This is a genomic window from Paenibacillus azoreducens (assembly GCF_021654775.1).
GTDB classification, from domain to species: domain Bacteria; phylum Bacillota; class Bacilli; order Paenibacillales; family Paenibacillaceae; genus Paenibacillus_AQ; species Paenibacillus_AQ azoreducens.
In genome coordinates this window covers 4307238-4328792 of record NZ_AP025343.1, presented here as the reverse complement: position 1 = coordinate 4328792, position 21555 = coordinate 4307238, and the positions used below count along the sequence as shown (strand labels likewise).

19 protein-coding genes are annotated in these 21555 nt (G+C 49.1%); 16 read left to right on the top strand and 3 right to left on the bottom strand.

All coding sequences use genetic code 11. The annotated features are described in order from the left end of the window. Positions 1 to 49 precede the first annotated feature (49 nt). The 5 genes from L6442_RS19065 to L6442_RS19045 all read left to right on the top strand — a co-directional run bounded on the left by L6442_RS19065 (position 50) and on the right by L6442_RS19045 (position 4256). Complete coding sequence (locus tag L6442_RS19065; RefSeq protein WP_194234827.1) at positions 50 to 886, top strand: YitT family protein; 837 nt, start codon at positions 50 to 52, stop codon at positions 884 to 886. A gap of 205 nt (positions 887 to 1091) precedes the next feature. Further along, positions 1092 to 1829, top strand: coding sequence for a 5-oxoprolinase subunit PxpB (gene pxpB / locus L6442_RS19060; RefSeq protein WP_272880269.1), 738 nt, complete (start codon positions 1092 to 1094; stop codon positions 1827 to 1829). Beyond that, entirely contained in the window at positions 1826 to 2830 is a 1005-nt protein-coding gene (locus L6442_RS19055) for a 5-oxoprolinase subunit C family protein (RefSeq protein ID WP_212976646.1), read from the top strand. The genes pxpB and L6442_RS19055 overlap by 4 nt, the downstream gene beginning before the upstream one ends. Positions 2831 to 2832: 2 nt before the next feature. Continuing rightward, positions 2833 to 3588, top strand: a complete 756-nt coding sequence (locus L6442_RS19050) for a LamB/YcsF family protein (protein WP_212976645.1) — start codon at positions 2833 to 2835, stop codon at positions 3586 to 3588. 47 nt (positions 3589 to 3635) lie between these two features. After that, positions 3636 to 4256 carry a pyroglutamyl-peptidase I gene (locus tag L6442_RS19045; RefSeq protein ID WP_212976644.1) on the top strand — a complete coding sequence of 207 codons (621 nt, stop codon included), beginning with the start codon at positions 3636 to 3638 and terminating at the stop codon, positions 4254 to 4256. A gap of 768 nt (positions 4257 to 5024) precedes the next feature. Here L6442_RS19045 and L6442_RS19040 read toward each other — a convergent pair. After that, positions 5025 to 5915, bottom strand: a complete 891-nt coding sequence (locus tag L6442_RS19040; protein ID WP_194235683.1) for a helix-turn-helix transcriptional regulator — start codon at positions 5913 to 5915, stop codon at positions 5025 to 5027. A 116-nt stretch (positions 5916 to 6031) separates the two neighbouring features. On the opposite strand from L6442_RS19040, the gene L6442_RS19035 reads away from it, so the two are divergent. The 7 genes from L6442_RS19035 (at position 6032) to L6442_RS19005 (ending at position 13741) form a co-directional block, all read left to right on the top strand. Continuing rightward, positions 6032 to 6778: a sugar phosphate isomerase/epimerase family protein gene (locus L6442_RS19035; protein ID WP_212976643.1), complete on the top strand. Its 747-nt coding sequence runs from the start codon at positions 6032 to 6034 to the stop codon at positions 6776 to 6778. 59 nt (positions 6779 to 6837) lie between these two features. Continuing rightward, the gene (locus L6442_RS19030; RefSeq protein ID WP_212976642.1) at positions 6838 to 7158 is read left to right on the top strand and encodes a hypothetical protein; all 321 of its coding nucleotides are present in this window, start codon (positions 6838 to 6840) and stop codon (positions 7156 to 7158) included. A 311-nt stretch (positions 7159 to 7469) separates the two neighbouring features. Then, the gene (locus L6442_RS19025; RefSeq protein ID WP_212976641.1) at positions 7470 to 8564 is read left to right on the top strand and encodes a Gfo/Idh/MocA family protein; all 1095 of its coding nucleotides are present in this window, start codon (positions 7470 to 7472) and stop codon (positions 8562 to 8564) included. A gap of 115 nt (positions 8565 to 8679) precedes the next feature. After that, positions 8680 to 9681, top strand: a complete 1002-nt coding sequence (locus L6442_RS19020; RefSeq protein WP_212976640.1) for a Gfo/Idh/MocA family protein — start codon at positions 8680 to 8682, stop codon at positions 9679 to 9681. Between the two features lie 282 nt (positions 9682 to 9963). Continuing rightward, entirely contained in the window at positions 9964 to 11052 is a 1089-nt protein-coding gene (locus L6442_RS19015; protein WP_212976639.1) for a Gfo/Idh/MocA family protein, read from the top strand. Positions 11053 to 11251: 199 nt separating this feature from the next. Continuing rightward, complete coding sequence (locus tag L6442_RS19010; protein ID WP_212976638.1) at positions 11252 to 11791, top strand: superoxide dismutase family protein; 540 nt, start codon at positions 11252 to 11254, stop codon at positions 11789 to 11791. 135 nt (positions 11792 to 11926) lie between these two features. After that, positions 11927 to 13741: a CBM96 family carbohydrate-binding protein gene (locus L6442_RS19005; RefSeq protein ID WP_212976637.1), complete on the top strand. Its 1815-nt coding sequence runs from the start codon at positions 11927 to 11929 to the stop codon at positions 13739 to 13741. 195 nt (positions 13742 to 13936) lie between these two features. On the opposite strand, the gene L6442_RS19000 is transcribed toward L6442_RS19005, so the two are convergent. Both L6442_RS19000 and L6442_RS18995 read right to left on the bottom strand, forming a co-directional pair. Further along, positions 13937 to 14113, bottom strand: coding sequence for a hypothetical protein (locus L6442_RS19000; protein WP_194235654.1), 177 nt, complete (start codon positions 14111 to 14113; stop codon positions 13937 to 13939). A gap of 697 nt (positions 14114 to 14810) precedes the next feature. Beyond that, on the bottom strand, positions 14811 to 16043 hold the full coding sequence (locus tag L6442_RS18995) for an MFS transporter (RefSeq protein ID WP_212976636.1): 1233 nt from the start codon (positions 16041 to 16043) through the stop codon (positions 14811 to 14813). A gap of 522 nt (positions 16044 to 16565) precedes the next feature. Between L6442_RS18995 and L6442_RS18990 the strand changes: the two genes are divergently transcribed. From L6442_RS18990 to L6442_RS18975, 4 genes are all read left to right on the top strand, one after another. Continuing rightward, positions 16566 to 18395 (top strand): assimilatory sulfite reductase (NADPH) flavoprotein subunit, encoded by a 1830-nt coding sequence (locus tag L6442_RS18990; RefSeq protein ID WP_212976635.1) that lies wholly within the window; start codon positions 16566 to 16568, stop codon positions 18393 to 18395. 39 nt (positions 18396 to 18434) lie between these two features. Continuing rightward, on the top strand, positions 18435 to 20159 hold the full coding sequence (gene cysI, locus L6442_RS18985; RefSeq protein ID WP_212976634.1) for an assimilatory sulfite reductase (NADPH) hemoprotein subunit: 1725 nt from the start codon (positions 18435 to 18437) through the stop codon (positions 20157 to 20159). A gap of 230 nt (positions 20160 to 20389) precedes the next feature. Further along, a complete protein-coding gene (locus L6442_RS18980; RefSeq protein WP_212976633.1) occupies positions 20390 to 20743 on the top strand; it encodes a hypothetical protein in 354 nt (117 codons plus the stop codon). A gap of 316 nt (positions 20744 to 21059) precedes the next feature. Continuing rightward, positions 21060 to 21554, top strand: a complete 495-nt coding sequence (locus L6442_RS18975) for a cation:proton antiporter regulatory subunit (protein ID WP_212976632.1) — start codon at positions 21060 to 21062, stop codon at positions 21552 to 21554. Position 21555 lies beyond the last annotated feature (1 nt).

The following is a 21555-nucleotide window of genomic DNA, read 5'->3' as shown; positions in this document are numbered from 1 at the left end:
AATTAGGGTTATGTCTATGAATAATGAAAGCGGAAGAGGCATTCATGCTATGAAAAGAAAAATTGCTGACATTCTTTTGATTATCTTGGGTTCGTTTATTTTTGCTCTTGACGTCAACTTGTTCGTCATTCCGCATGATTTGTCCGAGGGCGGCGTGACAGGGCTGACCATCATTTTGTATTATCTGTTTAACTGGTCTCCAAGTATCATGAACTTGATTTTGAACGCGATTTTGCTTGTTGTCGGCTATAAATTTTTGGACAAGCAGACGACATTCTACACGATCATTGCCATCGCCTGCAACTCTTTATTCCTGCACTTGACCGAAGGATGGACCGTGAATTCGAACGAACTGCTCCTTAACGCGATCTTTGGCGGCGTGTTTGCCGGAGTCGGCATCGGTCTGATCGTACGTGCGGGGGGGACGACGGCCGGCAGCGTTATTTTGGCGCGGATCGCCCATAAATACTGGGATTGGAATATCAGCTATGCGCTGCTCTTTTTTGATTTGATCGTGGTATTTGCATCGTTTTTCATCATTGGCGCGCAAAGTTTGATGCTGACGATTGTCATGCTCTTCGTCGGTACGAAGGTGATGGAGTTTATTATCGAAGGGCTTAACCCGCGTAAAGCCGTCACGATTATTTCGAAGGAATACGATCATATCGCGCAGGAAATCAACAACACGATGGAACGCGGCGTCACCGTATTTCCGGGATACGGCTACTATACGAAATCACCGAAAGAAGTATTGTACGTCGTCATTAACAAGCAGGAAGTGTCCACGCTTAAAAAGATTGTAAGAGCAGTGGACAAGGAAGCCTTTATTACGATTCATGATGTTAGAGACGTCTTTGGGGAAGGTTTTATTGATCTGTCAAAATAATGGAATGGGGATTTTGATCCGGCATGAAAGGCATCTCGGCATTCCCAAAGCAAAGAATGGAACCGCAGCATGATCTTCTTAAAAAGAGGAAGGCTGCGGTTTTTCATTTGCCGATCAAGCATTGATTAATAATTTGAGCCTGTTTGTTCCATCAAATATTGCGGTCTGCCCGTTCAAACGCCTAAAATAAAGAGATAGATACAGCATGAAGGGAGATAAAGATACCGGTATGCATAAGCTCAATATGACAGCGATTGGGGAATCTGCACTGTTGGTCGAATTTGGAAACCACATTGGCGAGCAGGTTCACGAATGGGTTCAAGCAGCGGCGGCACGACTCGAAACCGACCCATTTCCCGGTTATCTGGAATGCGTTCCTTCATTTACGACGTTAACCGTTTATTATGATTTGCTTCAGGTGAAGAATGCCGAAGGAAACGGAACGGCTTTTGATTACGTGAGCTCGCTCATCGGCAAACGGTTTGAGTCCATCGTGGCAGACGGAACAAGGCCTCGCGAAGTGGTTGAAATTCCGGTTTGTTACGGCGGCGAATATGGTCCAGACCTTGCTTATGTGGCGGAAGTGAACGGTCTGGATGAAAAGGAAGTTATTCATATACATACCAGCCGGGAGCTTTTGGTGTATGCCTTGGGATTTGCCCCCGGATTTCCGTATTTGGGAGGCCTTCCGGACGGCATTAGCGCGCCCAGAAGGGCAACGCCGAGGCTTTGCATCCCTGCCGGATCGGTCGGCATCGCGGGCAGCCAAACCGGAATATATCCGCTTGAAACTCCGGGCGGATGGCAAATTATCGGGAGAACGCCGCTCGCTTTATTTCAGCCGGAGCAGGACCCGCCCGTTTTGCTAAAGAGCGGACAGTATATCCGGTTTAAGGTGATAGACCCATCCGAATATGAGCGATTGGCAGGTGGAAGCAGATGAGCATGGAGGTTGTGAAGCCGGGATTGCTTACTACCGTGCAGGATTTGGGCAGGAAAGGGTACGCCAAATACGGAATCCCTAAAACCGGAGCAATGGACGGTTATGCCCATCGTCTGGCGAACTGGCTTGTCGGGAATCATGCCTGCGAAGCGGCGCTTGAGATCACATGGTCCGGATTTTCGGTGCGTTTCAACCGGGATATGCTGGTTGCGATTACGGGAGCGAATTTGGCGCCGGTATGCGGCAGGATTGCCGTTCCGATGTGGCGTCCGGTCTGGTTTCGCGCAGGCAGCGAGCTTTCATTCAAACGTCCCGTCTCCGGATGCCGTGCTTACCTGGCGGCTGCCGGCGGGCTGGATGTTCCACAGGTGATGGGGAGCCGCAGCACTTATCTTCGGGCTAAAGTCGGGGGTTTGCATGGCAGATCTTTGCAGGCCGGAGACATGATTCCGGTTAAGCTTACCCGCCATGCGGATAAGCCCCTTTTTGTCGGAGCTGCGAATTCGGCAAGCGAGGTTTTTTGCGCTCCGGCATGGTCGGCTGCTCCCCGCGATGGCTATGGCGGAACTGACATGGTGGTCCGGGTCACCAGAGGAAGAGAATACGGAGATTTTCGGGAGGAAGCGATACAGCGCTTAATTGCGGAAAGCTATCGGGTTCAACCGGATTCGGACCGGATGGGATACCGGTTGTCTGGCCCGCCGCTGCTGCTGGAAACGCAGCGGGAGTATATTTCGGAAGGAGTGGCGGATGGAACCGTGCAGGTCCCGGCGGATGGCCAGCCGATCATCTTGATGGCAGACAGGCAAACGCTTGGCGGGTATCCGAAAATAGCGCAGGTCATTTCTGTCGATTTGCCGCTGGTAGCCCAGCTTCCGCCCGGAGGCAGCATCCGCTTTCGCGAGGTTTCAATTGCAGAGGCGGAGAGACTCTACTGTGAAGCAGCCCGGGAATTGAGGCTTCTGCGCCGAATGATAAACTACAAGTTAAAGGAGGACTGACGATGCTGCGGGTGGATTTGAATTGTGATATGGGGGAAAGCTTTGGGCGCTACCGGCTTGGGGCCGATGCAGACCTGTTAAATGAAATTACATCCGCGAATATTGCGTGCGGTTTCCATGCCGGCGATCCTTCTGTGATGAGAAACACGGTCCGGATGGCAGTCCGCAAAGGCGTATCCATTGGCGCCCATCCGGGTCTGCCCGATTTGGCGGGTTTTGGCCGGCGGCGGATGGAGGTTACAGCCGGGGAAGTTTATGACATGGTCACGTACCAGATCGGGGCGCTGCAGGCTTTTGTGAAGCAGGAAGGGACAGCCCTGAGACATGTGAAGCCGCATGGCGCGCTTTATAATATGGCAGCGGTGGAAAGACCGCTGGCAGAGGCCGTTGCGGAGGCTGTATACAAGACGGATGCAGCCCTTGTTTTATATGGGCTTGCCGGAAGCGAGCTGATCGCCGCAGGCAGAGCCAGAGGGCTGCGCACTGCAGCGGAGGTGTTTGCGGACCGGACTTATATGGAGGACGGGACGCTGATGCCACGGGGGATGCCGGGGGCGGTAATCGGCGATCCGGAACAGGCGGTGAAGCAAGTGCTTCAAATGGTCAAGGAAGGGACGGTAACTACGGCCAGCGGCAGAACCATCGCCATCGCCGCGGATACGGTATGCATTCACGGCGACGGCGAGCATGCTCTTTCTTTTGCACAAATGCTGAGAGCTGCGCTTGAAAAGGAAGATATAACGCTGTGTGCTTTTTAGCTATATAGTCATATTTTATTTTTAATCGGCCAGGGGAGGATATTGAAATGAAGATATTGATCACTGCATTTGAGCCATTTGGGGGCGATACGATTAATCCGACGGAGAGGCTGCTGGCAGACATCGGGAAAGAAGATATTGCCGGGGCTGAGATTCATACATTGCTGCTGCCGGTCGTTTTTGACGAATGCGCGGACAAGCTGCTTGCGGCGGTGGAAGCGATCCGGCCGGATGCCGTCATCTGCTGTGGGCTTGCTTCCGGACGAACTGCGATTACGCCGGAACAAATCGCGATTAATTTGAAAGAGGTACCAAAAGAATCCAGTGTTGCTGATAATAACGGGAATCGTCCCTATGAAGAGCGCATTAATCCGGACGGTCCTGACGGTTTGTTCAGCCTGCTGCCAGTGCGCAAGATGGTCGACGGCATGAAGGAACAAGGCGTCCCGGCTTCGATCTCTTATTCGGCAGGGACATTTATTTGCAATAATACGATGTATGCTCTTCTAGATTACATCCGCACCAATCAGCTTCCGATGATCGGCGGTTTCGTCCACTTCCCAGCTTCGGAAGAGATGTCTGCAGCCAAACCAAGTCTGCCTTCCTTGTCGCATGAGACTATGCTGAAGGGCTTGAAGGTTATGATACATACACTAATCAAAGGATAACGTGACAATGTGGTGGATAACGTGATAACGTGGAAAACATAACAATGTGATGACGCGGATAATGTGCGCCAAAGTCCGTTGTATGATTGATGCTGTCGTGCCGCTGCCGTGATATGATGGTGCTCCCACATGGTTACTGCTAACGAAACTAGGACATGCTATTTTTGCAAACTCGCGTCCAATTTAAACCTAATGTAACTACATATCGTTATCGGGCCGAAACATGGCTAGATCATCATCATTTTGGCAGAATAGCGATTCGCAGTTTCGTTAGAAATCGTAGAGGCTCCGTTTTGGCTGAATAGCGCTCCACTGTTTCGTTAGAATCCCGCGTGGATTAAACAGGTACCGTCAAGAGTGCGCAAAAGCCCCAATGTACCTGAATAACGCTCCCAAGTTTCGTTAGAATCAAACATCGCCTGACCGTCACGCGCCATATTTGATTCTAACGGACACAGCGGACGCTATCGAGGATAATTTCGACCATTTTGATTTTTAACGGACACAGGCGCCGCTATTTATTCAAAAAGTCCCTTTGGGGCGGTGTTTTGGAGCAATTAAGCGCCGTGGTGTCCGTTAAAATTTAAAAATGGCTATTTTTAGCCTCTTAGCGGCTGTAATGTCCGTTAGAAACCCGCATAACCTCACGGTCACCACCAATGAAGAAAATGTTATGGGTTTTATTTCAAAAACGCAAAAGCTCATTTTCGCATAAATCCCTTTGAAGTACGCTTTTCACATAAACGCAATGAAGCCTGACTCTACGTGTCAGGCTTTTCCTTTTTTACGGAATTGGTAGGGGGAAATATCTTTGTATTGTCTGAACTGCTGGATGAAATAACTGGAGCTAGAAAAACCGACTTCCAGCGCGATATCGGTCATGCTTTTATCTGTCGTAAGGAGAAGCTTCTCCGCCTCGGTAATCCGGATATAGCTCAAGTAATTGGTGAATGTTTTGCCCATAATTGCCTTGAATCTTCTGGAAAAATAGCTGTAGCTCATATTGCACAGACGGGCGGCGGTTTGGGCATTGATATCGTTCATATAGTTGTAGTCGATATATTCGAATACCTTTTGCAGCATCTGGTAGTCGCTGTCATTCAGCGAATGCGCCACCTCCCAGCTCCAATGCTGGTGACGTGTCTGGCGCAGGAACCATAAAAAAACGCGGCAGATGAGGGTACGCACGGCAAGCTCGAAACCGAAGCTTTTGGCGCTGAATTCATTGTAAATCTCCCAGATCATGCCGGGAATTGGCGTATCGTTAATTTCCGGCTCGGTAAAAACGCGCTGACTGCTGGATTCGGCTAGGGTAAACGGCAGAATATATTTTGATTCCAAAATGGTCCGGGAAGTCGAATACAGAATCTCGGGATCAAATTTAACGACGATATAAGAGACCTTGTCATCCAGGGAATAAATCGAATGCGTTTCATGGGAATGAATCAGAATCAGATCGCCTTGGCCGAGGACATGGGATTTGCCTCCCAAATAAACCTTGGCCCTGCCGGAAAGGAAATACAGGATTTCAATATACAGATGCCAGTGGGGTTCCACAAGGCAGCGCGGTTCTTTACCGAAGTGGATCATGCTTTCATACGGATAGTGGATCGACCCGGATTGGGACCGGTTGGATTCAAAATACGGCTCGGTCATCATTTCGGCACCTCGATTTACCATGACAAATATTTTATACTTTCGAATAGCTTCATTGTATTACTTCTGAGCCGATTTTGGTATCCTTACCTTACTTGTTAATGGGAGGAGGCATTTCAATGGAAAATGTAGCGCTGCAGCTCTATTCGATCAAAGAACTTACGAGCCGGGATTTTTTGGGCACGCTGAAAAAAGTGGCGGAAATAGGGTATGACGGTGTTGAGTTTGCCGGGTATTTTGGCACATCGGCAGCCCAGCTGAAGACGGCATTGGATGAATACGGACTGCGGGCGGCGGGAAGCCATATCGGCATGCCTGATCTTGTGGAGCGGTTGGAAGAAATGATCGAATATTCGCTTGTCATCGGCAGTCCCTATATAATTTGTCCGGGGATTCCCGAAGAATTGCGTGAAAACGCTGACAGCTATAAGCGGGCAGCCGAAATCTTCGATCGGATGGGTGAACGCTGCAAAGAGCAGGGCCTTCGCTTCGGCTACCACAACCACGGCTTCGAATTCCAAAAGCATGACGGCCTGACGGGCCTCGAATTGCTTGCAAGCAACACACGGCCTGAGCATATGTTCCTGGAGCTGGATACATATTGGGCTGAGTATGCGGGCTTTCGCGCCGCGGATTGGATTGAATCGTTCAAAGACCGCTGCCGCATTTTGCATATCAAGGATATGAAAAGCGAGCAGGATAAGCGGAATACGGAGATCGGCTCCGGTATCTTGGACTTCAAGGCAATTACGGCGGCCGGCAAACGCGGCGGTGTGGAATGGTACACGGTGGAGCAGGAGGAATACGAGATTCCCCAACTGGAATCGATCGAAACCAGTCTATCCTTTCTTCGACAAATATTATAAAGAAAATGTTTATCGAAGCAATATCACAGAAGACAGACCGCATTAAGAGGAAATTTTCTTTGCGATATAAGGAAGAAGGCTCAAGCGGCAAATTCATTCTTATATCTAAAAACAAAATGTTTATCGAAGCAATATCACAGAAGACAGACCGCATTAAGAGGAAATTTTCTTTGCGATATAAGGAAGAAGGCTCAAGTGGCAAATTCATTCTTATATCTAAAAACAAAATGTCTATCGATGCAATATCACAGAAGACAGACCGCATTAAGAGGAAATTTTCTTTGCGATATAAGGAAGAAGGCTCAAGTGGCAAATTCATTCTTATATCTAAAAAGAAAATGTTTATCGATGCAATATCACAGAAGACAGACCGCGTATAGAGGGAATTTTCTTTGCGATATAAGGAAGAAGGCTCAAGTGGCAAATTCATTCTTATATCTATAAAGAAAATGTTTATCGATGCAATATCACAGAAGACAGACCGCGTATAGAGGGAATTTTCTTTGCGATATAAGGAAGAAGGCTCAGATGGCAAATTCATTCTTATATCTATAAAGAAAATGTCTATCGAAGCAATATCACAGAAGACAGACCGCATTAAGAGGAAATTTTCTTTGCGATATAAGGAAGAGGCTCAAGCGGCAAATTCATTCTTATATCTAAAAACAAAACCAAGGAGATGACTAAGCCAATGACTACACAGGAACAAAAAATATTGCGTGTCGGCATTATCGGCTGCGGCGGAATCGCTAACGGCAAACATATACCAAGTTTGAGTGCCCAGAAAAACGTCGAATTGGTGGCATTCTGCGATATTATCGAGGAGCGCGCAATCGAATCAGCCCGTAAAATCGGCCGAGAGGATATCGCTATATATACGGATTATAAAGAATTGCTTAAAGATGAAAGCATCGATTTGATTCATGTGTGCACGCCTAATAAATCCCACTCCTTTATTACAATCGATGCCCTGGAAGCGGGAAAACATGTCATGTGCGAAAAACCTATGGCCAAAACGGCCCAGGAAGCCAGAGCGATGCTGGAAACCGCCAAACGCACAGGCAAAAAGCTCACCATCGGCTATGACAACCGCTACCGGCCGGATTCGCTGCTGCTGAAAAAGATAGCGGAACGCGGCGATTTGGGCGATATTTATTTTGCCAAAGCCCATGCGATCCGCAGACGCGCCGTACCGACCTGGGGCGTATTCCTGAACGAAGAGGAGCAGGGGGGCGGCCCGCTGATCGACATCGGCACCCATGCGCTTGATTTGACCTTGTGGCTGATGGACAACTATAAAGTGAAAAGTGTTGTCGGGAATGTGTACCATAAGCTCGGCGGCAAAAAAGACGCAGCCAATGCATTCGGTCCATGGGATCCGGAGAAGTTTACCGTCGAAGATTCGGCATTTGGTTTCATTACGATGGAAAACGGCGCAACCGTTGTGCTGGAATCCAGCTGGGCGCTGAACACGCTGGACGTAGGCGAGGCCAGATCTACGTTGTGCGGAACCGAGGCTGGTGCGGATATGCGCGACGGGCTGCGGATCAACGGGGAAGAGCTCGGCCAACTGTATACGAAACTGCCTGAACTAAATACGGGCGGAGTCGCATATTTTGACGGGAAATCGGAAAGCCAGGCTGCCCGCGAGTGCAGACTTTGGATCGACAGCATCCTAACCGATACCGAGCCGATGGTGAAACCGGAACAGGCGCTTGTTGTAACGGAAGTGCTGGAAGCGATCTACGAATCGGCGCGAACGGGGAAAACGGTCTATTTTGAATAGGGTTGAATAGGAAAAAGCTCACCTTATGATGTAAGAGAGAGTGAGCTTTTTCTCATCGGATCTGAGGGTTATTATAACGTGATACTCCAAATCTTAAATATTGAGGTGGCTGGAAATGATCAGAATCGGAAAAATCAGCTATTGGCATGTTCATGCATGGGATTATACCAAGCAGGCCCAAGCGCATCCCGATGCCGAAATCGTGGCGGTTTGGGATGAAAATCCGGAGCGGGGCAAAGAAGCTGCGGATCAGCAAGGTGTGGCGTTTTATGCTTCATTGGATGAAATGCTCGCGCAGGATGACATCGATGCGGTCATTGTGGATGCTCCAACCCGTATGCATCGCGATGTGATGTTAAAGGCGGCTGCGGCAGGCAAGCATATTTTTACCGAAAAGGTGCTGGCGCCGACGCTGCATGAAGTGAACGAAATATTGGATGCCGTGGACCGTAACAAAGTGAAGTTGACCGTGTCGCTGCCAAGGCTGAACGACGGCTACACACTGGCGATTCGCGACATTCTGGATCAGGAACTGCTCGGTCAGGTCACTCAGGTTAGAGTCCGCTTATCCCATAACGGGGCGACTGCGGGATGGCTGCCAGATCATTTCTATAAGCTGGAAGACTGCCTGGGCGGGGCTTTGATTGATCTGGGCTGCCATCCGATGTATTTGACAAGGCTGTTCCTGCAGCAGGATGTGGAGGAAGTGAAGGCGGAGTTTGGCTATGTTACGGGAAAAGAAGTAGAAGATAACGCTGTTGCAACGCTGTCGACGCTATCGGGGGCAATCGGAATTGTGGAAGCGGGTTTCGTAAACAACTTCTCCCCATTCAGTGTCGAAATTCATGGGACGGAAGGTTCGATTCTCTATGGTACGCCGGAGGAAAAGCTGTTGATCCGCACTTCACGGAAAGGAGAATATAAGGATGCTTGGGTAGAGCTTCCGGTTCCGGGACCACGGGAGAGTGCGTTTGAGCAGTGGATCAGTCATATTCAGCAAGATACTACGGCTGATGAGAATGTGGCTTATGCCGTTGAACTGACCAAGCTCATGGAAGCGGCTAACCAGTCGGCGCGCGAGCATCGCGGCATCCGGCTGTCCGAGCTGCAAGGCTAAGTGTATAAAAGCATAACGTATAAATGAAATTAGGGAATGTGCCTTATGAAAAACAGCTTTTGCGAAATCATGTTTCTGTGCAGGATCGCCTTGGAATAGCTTGCTTGAAAGGTACTCCTGAAAGAAATAGTGACATTTCGCATGCTGTATATTCATTCGGCTGCATTCCCTTTTTCAAAACATGGCATTAAGAAAAGATATAATCCGGCTTTCTGGCAGCACATCGGCAGGTTAGTGTAGAACATAAGAGCAGAACTAATATTATTGGAGGATGGCTAATACGTGAAAAAAACATTGCGAATAGGAATGATCGGAAGCGGGGGAATCGCGGGAGCGCATGTCCGTGCTTACAAAGGCATCGAGGATGTCGAAATTGTCGGCGTATCAGACATTTTGCCGGGACGGGCGGACCAATTTATCGAACGTTGGGATTTGCAGCAGGCTAAAGGGTTTGACGATCACCGCCGCATGTTGGAGATGGAACTGGACGGGGTAAGCATCTGTACGCCCAATGCAGCGCACTACCAAACAACGGTGGATGCGCTGCATGCAGGCAAACATGTCATGGTCGAGAAACCGATGTCGGTAACGCTTGAGCAGGCGGTTGGCATGGTTCAGGCTTCGAAGCAGACCGGAAAAATGCTCAATATCGGCTTTCAGCCGCGTTATGATCCGAATATGGAGCTGATCAAGGAGCTTGTGCAGAAGGGACAGCTGGGCAAAGTCTATTACGTGGAAACCGGCGGCGGGCGCCGCCGCGGCATGCCTGGGGGAACCTTCATCCGCCAAGAGATTGCGGGCGCGGGAGCGATGGCTGATATCGGCTGCTATTCTCTTGATTTGGCTTTGAATACGCTCGGGTATCCAAAACCGCTCACCGTGTCGGCTTATACGTCGAATTATTTTGGAACCAATCCGAAATACCATCCGGAGGCAGACCGCTTTGATGTAGAGGATTTCGGCGTTGCGATGATCCGATTTGAAAATGACCTGGTGCTTAATTTCAAAATATCATGGGCAATGCATATGGATACGCTTGGGGCAACGATGTTCCTTGGCACGGATGCGGGCATGAAGGTGCTGCCTCAAAGCAACGGGCCGTGGGGAGGCGTATGGGACGGAAATGTCGGTGCGGTTTCCCTTTTCCATGATATTCAGGGGCATCACACCGAAAGTGTCATACCTCTTATCGAGCACCAACTCAACGTGTTTGATGAGAAAATCAAGGATTTTGTCCGGGCGCTTCGCGAGGGAGGTCCTGCTCCGATCCCGGGTGAACAAATTTTGCGCAATCAGGCTATTCTAGACGGAATTCAGCGTTCGGCGCAAACGAAACGTGAAGTTGAAATCCACATACCGGACATCGGATAAGTTCTGTACTATATATGTCTGCTGCCTAACGGATCAGGTATGCACATATATTTTATTTCCAAGAAAATAATATTTTCATTACAAAAATTGTGTAATTGCAATTTGCAGATAAAGCATTCCCGAATGTTATCTTTTTCCGTTAATTAGGAAATCCTGTGGAAAGGAACCGAAAACATCTACAGGAGGAAGAATCAGCACAATGAAAAAACAAGCAATCTGCCTGAGCGTACTTGGAGCACTGGTATTCGGGACTATATCAATGAGTCCGGCAGCATGGGCCAAATCGGATGATCCGCAAATAAAAACAAAAATTATCGATTCCAAAGGGAAAGAGATTGGCACGGCGGTTTTGACGCAAAAAGACGACGTCGTCCATATACATGTCGAGGCGAAAAACCTCCCTCCGGGAGAGCATGGCTTCCACTTCCATGAAAACGGAAAATGCGATCCGCCGGACTTTAAGACTGCCGGAGCCCATTTGAATCCGCAGGGCAAGGAGCATGGATTCAACAATCCGAAAGGATATCATGCGGGTGACCTGCTTAATCTCAGCGTTAAAGCCGACGGAACCGTGAGTCAGGATCTGGAGAGCAAAACGGTCACGCTCAAAAAAGGTTCCCCGAATTCTCTGCTGAAGCCGGGCGGAACCGCGCTGATGATTCACGAAAAAGCCGATGACTACGTAACCGACCCAACCGGAAATTCCGGCGCACGGATTGCCTGCGCGGTTATCCGCTAAAATTCAATAAGGTTCCATAACAAGGCAGCTAAACCTCGGTTTGGCTGCCTTATTGCGTCATTATCTCGTTTTTCGGCAAATTTTGTTGACCGCAAACATAAGAATCAACCGATGATAAAAAAAGGAGTGATTCATATGTCCGGAAACATCCGCAAATCGAAGTTCCTATCAAGCAAAATAGGATTAGGTCTTCTGACGTTGATCCTAACCGCCGTCATTTTCCCAACCTTGACTTCGGCATCGCCTGTAACACTTAGCCCGATGGATGACTCGTATGTGCATCAAGGTAACCCTTCCGCGAATTATGGAACCTCCACCTCTCTCTATGTAAAAAACGACGTTGCAAACGCCCGCCAAACCTATTTGAAATTCAATCTATCCGAATTTTCAAATGTGACAGACGCCAAGCTCAGAATTTATGGAAGCTCATCCTATAATACCGTTTTATCGGCCTATGAAACCGCTGATAACTGGAGTGAGGGAAGCATTACCTGGAATAACAAACCGGCGCAGGGAAGTTTGGCCGGCAGTGTGCCGATGAATACGGCGCCAGCCTATTATGAACTCGACGTTACTTCTTACGTGGCGGCCGAAGCGGCCGGGGACGGCATCATTTCTTTTATGCTTCAGGAAAGCGCAGGCAAATATACGACGCTAAACAGCAAAGAGAAGGGGACGAATGCGCCCGAGCTTATCGTAACCGGCAGCGGGACGAATCCCGGCGGCGATCATCAGCCTCCTACCGTTCCAACGAATGTGACGGCAGTTGCGATCTCGGGGACGCAGATCAAATTAAGCTGGAGTCCGTCTACGGATAACGTTGGGGTAACGGGGTATGAAGTATTCCGTAATGGGGTTTTGGCGGCAGAAACGCCCGGCACATTCCTAAATGATAAAGATTTGAATCCCGATACGACGTACAGCTATTATGTTACAGCCAAGGACGCTGCAGGCAACCGGTCCGCTCCCAGCAGCACAGTGATGGTCAAAACGCTGTCCGATTCAGGTCCGGCTCCGGTCTGTACAAACGCGCTTAACAGCGCTGCCGCGATCCAGAATGCGATGAAAAACGCCGCGCCCGGGGATGTTATCTCCATTGCCGCGGGCACTTACACGGGAGTCCGGTCCGCGAGCGGAGATCCCGGAGGGCAGGGCTTGTTCTATTCCGGCAAAAATGGCACCGCTGCCAATCCAATTATTTTGAAAAGCTGCGATCCGGCCCATCCGGCTGTGCTGAAAGGGATAAATGCAAATGACGGCTCTTATGGCATACATTTGACCGGCGACTATTGGCAAATCAGGGATCTTGAGATCGATACCGCACAAAAGGGCATTGTCGTAGACCACGGCAACCATAATCTTCTTCATGGACTTAAAGTGCATAACATAGGCGATGAAGGGGTTCATTTTCGGGACGGCAGTTCTTACAACACTTTGGAGTATTCTACGATCTATGACACCGGCAAGTATCAGCCAGGGTTTGGGGAAGGGGCTTATGTCGGATCGGATTCCAGCTCGAACTATGAGCATTTGGTGTATGACAACGTGATCAGCCACACTGTATTTGACGGAGGGATTACTGCGGAGCATGTTGACGTCAAAGAGGGGGCGAGCGGGACGATCATCGAATATTGCACATTTAATGGAACGGGCATCAGCGGGGAGAACAGCGCGGACAGCTTCATCGATATCAAAGGCGTCAATACGATCGTCCGCCATAATCAAGGTTACCGTAATGGAAATGTGAATATTAAGGATGCGTTCCAGGTGCGGACCCACGGCATGGCGTATCCGACGGGGACGAATAATTCTTTTGATCACAACACGGTCAATTTGGACGATTCTGCCGGTTATGTCGTCTATGCCACAAGCGCCGCGACGGGAACAACAGCTCACGACGATGTCCGGATCGGCGGCGGGAACCTGTATAACAATAATGTCAACAAATAATCCATTTGTTTCTGGCGGCTTGAGATCAAGCTATATTTAATTCGATGTTCATAAACGAAAAATCCGCCCAGCAACGACGCTGCGCGGATTTTCATTTAAACATATCAGAAAGTATAATTTCCGGGGTCCCCGCAAAGTAATCGGAATAAGCTTCGAAGGCCACACGTCACTTTGTGGGGTTATTTAACCCGTCAATTATTCATTGTCCGTATCGGTAAATGCTGCCGGCTTGGCGACCCATTCATCGGCCTCCGGCTCGATATCGACGCCTTGCTCCATCTTCTCTTTTTCCTGCAAAGAATCGCCGGAAGGATCCAATTTATTCCTGAGTTTCGCTTCATCTTGGGCATGATCTTGATTTTGGCTTGTCATAGGTTGGTTCCTCCTGTATATGCAATATGCATTGTGATCTGTTTATTCGAATGTTTTTATTATTTTCAGAAAATGCAATATTATACAGGCATAAGATATCCTTGCTTCTAGCTTAAGATATGACACTTCATCCAACGTTGCAGTTCATTTTGGCACCAGCTTGGCACCGGTAGTACAAGATTTCAAAGTTCCACTCCATCATGCAGTTTCACCACAAAAACATCAAAAGTGCATCTTTTCCCTGTAAATTCAGTGCTCCAAATGAGAAAGGTTGCAAATCTGCAGGCTTTTATAGCGGTGAGAGACTAGTCAGTGAATTTGTCTTGGAAAGGATGCACAATTGCAATAATTTATCTATCCGCGCCCTAAAATGCTGGGAATAGATGCACTTTCGCAACCTTTTGCGACTGAGAACAGCTTAAAGCGGGCTTAAAGGCGCTTCTGCACACCCAAACAATCTTGGAGAGGTGTAAAAAGTAACTTTGATCCCCGGACCACCATATATAATCATCCCGGGCTGCATGCTTCCATATGCCTGTCTTTGCGAATCTTTACACTTTCTGGTTGAAAGCAAAGCGGGTATCCGCAGCTCCCAGCGCGCGGTGCTTCGCTGCATGACGGCGGTCGGATGAAGCGGCTTAGGATTTCATGGCTAATATCATATATCAGTTTTATTCTGCCATTCGGATTTTTCTTTTCATTCCTGGTGGATTCGATACAGCTGGATATACAGCAGGATACTAATGAACGCAAAAACGAGAATCATGCTGAATACGCCCATGGGCGGCAACCAAGCGGACATGAAAACAGTCACCGGGGCCAAAAACCTGCTGACCGTAAACTGCAAATTGTTGGCGCCCATATACTGTCCTCTGGCATGCTCCGGCGCATAGCGGCTAATGAAGCTTTGTGTCACCGGAGACCTCACGATTTCGCCAAAGGTAAAGATAATGGTAACGAAAAACAAAAACCATATATTTGTATTCAGCCCCAAGGCGAATGTACCTGCACCGGCGAGCAGCGAGGACAGGATAAACACATTCCGTTCTTTCCAATTCCGGAACCATTTCGTGACCGGAAAGACAAACAGGACGAATAGTAATCCGTTCAATCCCAATAACCAGCCAAAGATATCTTTACTGGACAGGACCAACTCATAGTCATGCCAACTGAAAAGCGTCTGGGCGGGGACATAATTGGTCACGTAAACCGCGAAATAAAGATCCAGCTGCAGGATGGTGACAAGCGCAAAGATACCTGCCAATATGTAAACTAGAAACACTTTATCCCGGAAAATAATGCCGTATCCTTTCCATTGTTCCTTAAGCATGCGTGGTATCGAAACCGAAAGGTCCTTGTGCTTTTCCAATTGCGGCACTGTTTCGTGAACGATAAAATAGATCGCGATAAAATAAAGCAGCAGTACAAATGCGCAGCTCCATAGCAGCTCTTGCCGGTAATGAAAAAAGAAAACGGCCCCGAAAGCCGGTCCCAGCACCGCGCCGATATTGTTGGCAGTCGTGAATGTGGCGAAGACCTGACGGAGGTCTTGGGGCGAAACCAGATCGGCGACCATGGCGGAACTGGCGGGTCGATATATGGCCCCTCCAATCCCGATGCCGATAAATGCGGCGTAATCGATCCAACGCGAAGGCGACAGTGCAAATAAGGCAAACATGAGCGTTTGAATCGAGGCTCCAAGCAGCATGACGGGACGGCGCCCCAGACGATCTGCCAAAGCTCCTCCGACCAGGCTGCCTATAATGCTGAAAATCGGCGGGGCCGTCATGAGAATGCCGGCAATTTGGTTGCCGAACGATGATCCGAAATAAACGGTTATAAAAGGGAAATACATCCAATACAGCATATTGAACAGCGCTTCGCCAATTAACCTGACTTTTAAATTGGTGTCCCATAATCGTAATTTCACAGGTTTTCTCTCTCCTTTAGATGCTTTGCAGCGTGACAGAACAAGCAGCTGCAGAGCGGATCCCGGCCGGGTATTTCAAACTTTAAAATAATTCCCGGGGAAAATATAGACTTATAATTTTTTTTGATTTATACTAATAATATGAAAGCCGAATATAGCTCGATCTAATTTCGATGACGCATAAAACGAACATTTGTTCTGAATGGTACAGCCGCTCCTTTGGGAGCGGCTTTTTTTGTTTACAGACACCAGCCGTATTTTCATCCAGCCATATTCCATATTGTAAGAGTTCCATCTGACAGGAAGGACAAGTCCCCTGAAGCCGGGAGTCATAGCTGATGCCGAATCAACCCAGGGTTTTGTGGCGTCTGCATGTTCCATACCCCTGAATTTTTGGAAAAATACTGAAAATTCTCCGTTGACCTCATGCCAATGCTGTGATAGATTCAAGAAAGTATAATAAAGTGGATGTATTTAGTCGGAATTAGAAGAAAAAAGCATAATGACGTGAGGTGGATAGGATTGGAGCTTCAGGTATCAAACAGCCCTTTTAATCAAGAGCAAGCGGACCTGCTGAATCGTTTGCTTCCGACACTCAGCGGAGTTCAGGCCAGCTGGCTCAGCGGTTATTTAACCGCGCTGCATGCCCAGGCAGGCGCCGTTCTTCCGGCGCAGCCGAATACAGATGCGGCAGCTCCGGCTCCGGCTTCGACGGCAGCCCGTGAAATCACGATATTATTTGGTTCGCAGACAGGCAATTGCAGCGGACTCGCCCGGAAATTGTCCAAGAAGCTGGCGGAGCAAGGGGGGCAGGTCACGGTTTCATCCATGAGCGATTTTAAACCAAACCATCTGAAGAAAATCGAGAATCTTCTGATACTTGTCAGCACGCATGGCGAAGGCGATCCGCCTGACAATGCGATTTCCTTCTATGAATTTCTCCACAGCAAGCGGGCTCCGCGTTTGGAGGGGTTATCCTACTCCGTGCTTGCGCTTGGCGACACGTCATACGAATTCTTTTGTCAAACCGGCAAGGATTTCGATAAGCGCCTGGAAGAGCTGGGCGGCAAAAGACTTGTACCTCGCGTGGACTGCGACGTGGATATTGATGAACCGGCGGGCGAATGGATCACTGAGGTTTTGCGGGCATTTCGCGAAGAAGGATCTCAATCAGCTCCATCTTCTCCGAGTATTGGGGCCACCGCGGCCAACGAAACCGATCATGAATTTTCAAGAACCAACCCTTTCCACGCTGAAATCCTCGAAAACATCAATCTCAACGGGCGTGGTTCGGACCGCGAAACCCGTCATATTGAATTATCTCTTGAAGGCTCCGGCCTTGAATACGAACCAGGCGACAGCCTGGGTATCTACCCTGAAAACCATCCGCAGCTAGTAGATGAACTCATTGGATTTATGGAATGGAACCCGGAAGAAGCCATTTCGATTAATAAGAAGGGTGAAAAAATGGCGCTGCGCGATGCGCTTTTGCGGCATTATGAGATCACGGTATTGACCAAACCGCTGCTGGCACTAGCAGCCGGGCTGTCTTCCGATGAGCGGCTGCAGGAACTTGTCCAGGCCGGGCATGAGCAGGAGCTTAAAGCTTACCTGGAAGGCCGGGATCTTCTCGACCTGGTTCAGGACTACCAATTCAAGGGGACACCGGCGCAAAGTTTTGCGGGGATTCTGCGCAAGCTTCCCGCGCGGCTTTATTCCATCGCGAGCAGTTCAAAAGGTTATCCGGATGAGGTTCATGTCACGATACGTAAAGTGCAATATGAATCTTATGGGCGGGACCGCTTCGGCGTATGTTCGGTTCAGCTTGCGGAGAGGCTGCGGTCGGGTGCTACCTTGCCTGTCTATATTCAGCATAATCCGAATTTCAAGCTTCCGGAAAATCCGGAAACCCCTATCATCATGATCGGACCGGGCACGGGCGTCGCGCCGTTCCGAGCCTTTTTGAGCGACCGCGAGGAAAGCGGGGCCGGAGGGAAAACCTGGCTTTTTTACGGCGATCAGCATTTCACCACGGATTTTCTGTACCAGACCGATTGGCAGCGCTGGCTTAAAGACGGTGTCCTGACCCGTATGGATGTGGCATTCTCAAGGGATACGGATAAAAAGATCTACGTGCAGCACCGGATGCTTGAAAAAAAGCGGGAGCTATACGTGTGGCTGCAGGAAGGCGCTTGCGTCTATGTTTGCGGGGATGAGAAAAAAATGGCTCATGACGTTCATGCCACGCTTGCGGCCATTCTTGAACAAGAAGGCGGACTAAGTCCGGAAGATGCCGCGGAGTATCTGCAGCGGATGCAGCAGGAGAAACGTTATCAGCGGGATGTTTATTAATCAGGCGGAATCCTTGGATGACGAGAGGAGAAATGCGAAATGTCCGAAAATAATCTGATGTCGAAAAACAGCGCTCCGCACAGTGACGTAGAGGATATCAAACGCCGGAGCAATTATTTGCGCGGAAGTTTGAGCGAAACTTTGACAGACCCAATCACCGGCTCGATTCCCGAAGACGATAACCGGCTGATGAAACATCACGGAAGCTACATGCAGGATGATCGCGATTTGCGCAATGAACGACAAAAGCAGAAGCTTGAACCTGCATATCAGTTTATGCTTCGTGTCCGCGCATCCGGAGGCGTAATGACACCGGAGCAGTGGCTGGTGCTGGACCGGCTCGCGCAGCAATATGGCAACGGTACGATCCGGCTGACCACCCGCCAGTCCATACAGTTCCATGGCATACTGAAGTGGAATTTGAAAAACACGATCCGCGAAGTGAATGAAGCGCTGTTAACCACGCTTGCTGCCTGCGGCGACGTGAACCGCAACGTGATGTGCAACCCGAATCCGCATCAGTCGGAGATCCATGCCGAGGTATATGATTGGGCTTGCCGCGTCAGCCGTCATCTGGATCCGCAAACGACGGCATACCACGAAATTTGGCTGGATGGGGAAAAAGTGATTTCCAGCGTGGAGGGCACAGAGGAACAGGAGCCGATTTATGGACGCGTTTATCTGCCGCGGAAATTCAAAATCGGCATTGCCGTTCCGCCATCCAATGACGTGGATGTTTTTTCGCAGGATCTCGGGTTTATTGCGATTGTGGAGGATGGCCAGCTGAAGGGGTTTAATGTCGCCGTTGGCGGCGGCATGGGAATGACGCATGGCGATCCCAAAACCTATCCGCAGATCTCCAAAGTGATCGGATTCTGCACGCCGGAGCAAATGATCGATGTCGCCGAACAAACCGTTACGATTCAGCGTGATTATGGAGACCGTGCCGTCCGCAAGCATGCCCGTTTTAAATACACGATCGACGACCGGGGAATCGGTTGGTTTACGGATGAGCTGACCGCACGCCTCGGATGGAAGCTTGAGGAAGCCAGACCGTTTCGATTCGACGACAATGGCGACCGGTACGGCTGGGTGAAGGGCAGCAACGCCAAATGGCATTTTACGCTGTTTATTCAAAACGGCCGCGTAAAGGATCTGGAGGATTATCCGTTAATGACGGGACTGCGTGAGATCGCCAAAGTTCATAAAGGAGATTTCCGCTTAACGCCGAATCAAAACCTCATTATTGCCAACATCGCTACGCAAAGCAAGAAAAAAATCGCAGCGTTGATCGAGCAATACCGCTTAATGGACGGCGTTCATTTTTCAAGCTTGCGGCGGAATTCGATGGCTTGTGTCGCCCTCCCAACCTGTGGTCTTGCCATGGCCGAGTCCGAACGATATTTGCCGTCTTTACTGGATCAAATTGAACGGATTCTCGAAGCGGAAGGTATCGGGGAAGAAGAGATCGTCATCCGTATGACCGGCTGTCCGAACGGCTGCGCTCGGCCGGCACTGGCGGAACTTTCGTTTATCGGCAAAGCCCCCGGGAAATACAACATGTATTTGGGCGGCGGTTTTGCGGGCAACCGGTTGAATAAGCTGTACAAAGAAAACATCGGCGAAGCGGAAATTCTCGAATCGCTCCGGCCGATTCTGGCGCATTACGCGGCGGAGCGGGAAGTAGGAGAGCGTTTCGGAGACTTCGTGATCCGGGCAGGGTATGTGCGGGAGGTTCGCGACGGGCAGGAGTTTCACGCATAAATCAAGCGCGGGTGTTTATTTCTCGCCAGAATGAATGAAAAGACGTCAACAACCCTCCCACCATGTTTCATGGCGGAGGGTTTTGGTTATTTTATGACATACGACTTCTAAGAGAAAGTGATCGCCGCCGTACATAAAGCATAATATTTACAGAAGGTATGATTTGAAACGGAATCTTTTTTCATGTTAAAATAAATATATATGAATTTTTCACAAGAGGGAGGGATGGGATGACGACACTGACAAAAAGACTACGTATGCTGCTTATCGTCGTACTTGGATGCGTCCAAATGTTCACTTTTCCCATCTCTTTCGAAGAGGAAGTTACCCACGTCTACAATAGCGAAACCGAGACGGTACACAGCCGCATCGATTCGCAAAGCAAACTGCTGACACGCAGAACCCCTGCTTTTATCCAAAAGCTGTTGATTGCAGCATCGGTCCTGCCGCTGCTGTTCGTGATTCCGCTGCTGTGGCTGCTGCGAATCCCCAAACCCCGATTGCCGTTTGTTCCGTACATTTTAGTCCGCAAAAAATACTTATTTCTTTTGCCCATTAAGTTCACCTCGAATTACGTGGTTTAATATTGCCTACCCATTGACGGTTCCTTTTTCGGCTGACCGCAGGCAAGTGTGTTTATGCTGAAAAAAATCCGATTCAGGAACGGTTTATTTCTCATACCCAAAAACGCATATTCAACTGATGATTTATCAAAAATCCAAGAAGCGGCTTCAAGCATATATCGAGCGAGACGGTTTCGCTCGTGTGTATATTGTTCCGCGAAGCGTTTGGAATCGAAATTTGCAAAAAAATAGAAGGTATTTGAAGTTTTTATGAGATCCGAACGTTATGTGAAAATTTTCCCAATATAATAATTAAAGTTCAGGAGGCAATATTTCTATGGATATTCGTGAGTCTTTTTTACCGGGGATCGGGATGAAATATCAGATGGACGCCGCGAGTGGCGACCGGATTGTTGTGGTGATCCATGATGACGGAAGACGTGAACTGTATCATTTTTCCTATGAAAATCTTGATGAGAGTATTTCGATGGTGACGCTGGAGGACCAGGAAGCGAGACAGCTTGCCGCTCTAATCGGCGGGATGGTCTATAAGCCGAAGCAGTTGGAAAGTGTGGAGATGGCGTTCGACGAACTTACGATCGAATGGTACAGAATCGAACCGCATTATGCGTGCGTTGGCAAAACCATCGGCGAGCTGAATATCAGGCAAAATTCCGGCGCATCCGTGATCGCATTGATGGATAAGAAAAAAGGAAAACAAAGTAATCCTGGTCCAACCGCGGTTTTAAATATGGAAGCAACGGTGATCGCCGTAGGCGAAAGGGAGCAGCAAAAACGTTTTAAACAAATCCTAATGAACGGAAGCGGGTGAA

Coding starts and splice junctions, on each gene's coding strand:
- L6442_RS19065 (WP_194234827.1), top strand. CDS start 50: ATGAAAAGAAAAATTGCTGACATTCTTTTGATTATCTTGGGTTCGTTT.
- pxpB (WP_272880269.1), top strand. CDS start 1,092: ATGAAGGGAGATAAAGATACCGGTATGCATAAGCTCAATATGACAGCG.
- L6442_RS19055 (WP_212976646.1), top strand. CDS start 1,826: ATGAGCATGGAGGTTGTGAAGCCGGGATTGCTTACTACCGTGCAGGAT.
- L6442_RS19050 (WP_212976645.1), top strand. CDS start 2,833: ATGCTGCGGGTGGATTTGAATTGTGATATGGGGGAAAGCTTTGGGCGC.
- L6442_RS19045 (WP_212976644.1), top strand. CDS start 3,636: ATGAAGATATTGATCACTGCATTTGAGCCATTTGGGGGCGATACGATT.
- L6442_RS19040 (WP_194235683.1), bottom strand. CDS start 5,915: ATGATGACCGAGCCGTATTTTGAATCCAACCGGTCCCAATCCGGGTCG.
- L6442_RS19035 (WP_212976643.1), top strand. CDS start 6,032: ATGGAAAATGTAGCGCTGCAGCTCTATTCGATCAAAGAACTTACGAGC.
- L6442_RS19025 (WP_212976641.1), top strand. CDS start 7,470: ATGACTACACAGGAACAAAAAATATTGCGTGTCGGCATTATCGGCTGC.
- L6442_RS19020 (WP_212976640.1), top strand. CDS start 8,680: ATGATCAGAATCGGAAAAATCAGCTATTGGCATGTTCATGCATGGGAT.
- L6442_RS19010 (WP_212976638.1), top strand. CDS start 11,252: ATGAAAAAACAAGCAATCTGCCTGAGCGTACTTGGAGCACTGGTATTC.
- L6442_RS19005 (WP_212976637.1), top strand. CDS start 11,927: ATGTCCGGAAACATCCGCAAATCGAAGTTCCTATCAAGCAAAATAGGA.
- L6442_RS19000 (WP_194235654.1), bottom strand. CDS start 14,113: ATGACAAGCCAAAATCAAGATCATGCCCAAGATGAAGCGAAACTCAGG.
- cysI (WP_212976634.1), top strand. CDS start 18,435: ATGTCCGAAAATAATCTGATGTCGAAAAACAGCGCTCCGCACAGTGAC.
- L6442_RS18980 (WP_212976633.1), top strand. CDS start 20,390: ATGACGACACTGACAAAAAGACTACGTATGCTGCTTATCGTCGTACTT.
- L6442_RS18975 (WP_212976632.1), top strand. CDS start 21,060: ATGGATATTCGTGAGTCTTTTTTACCGGGGATCGGGATGAAATATCAG.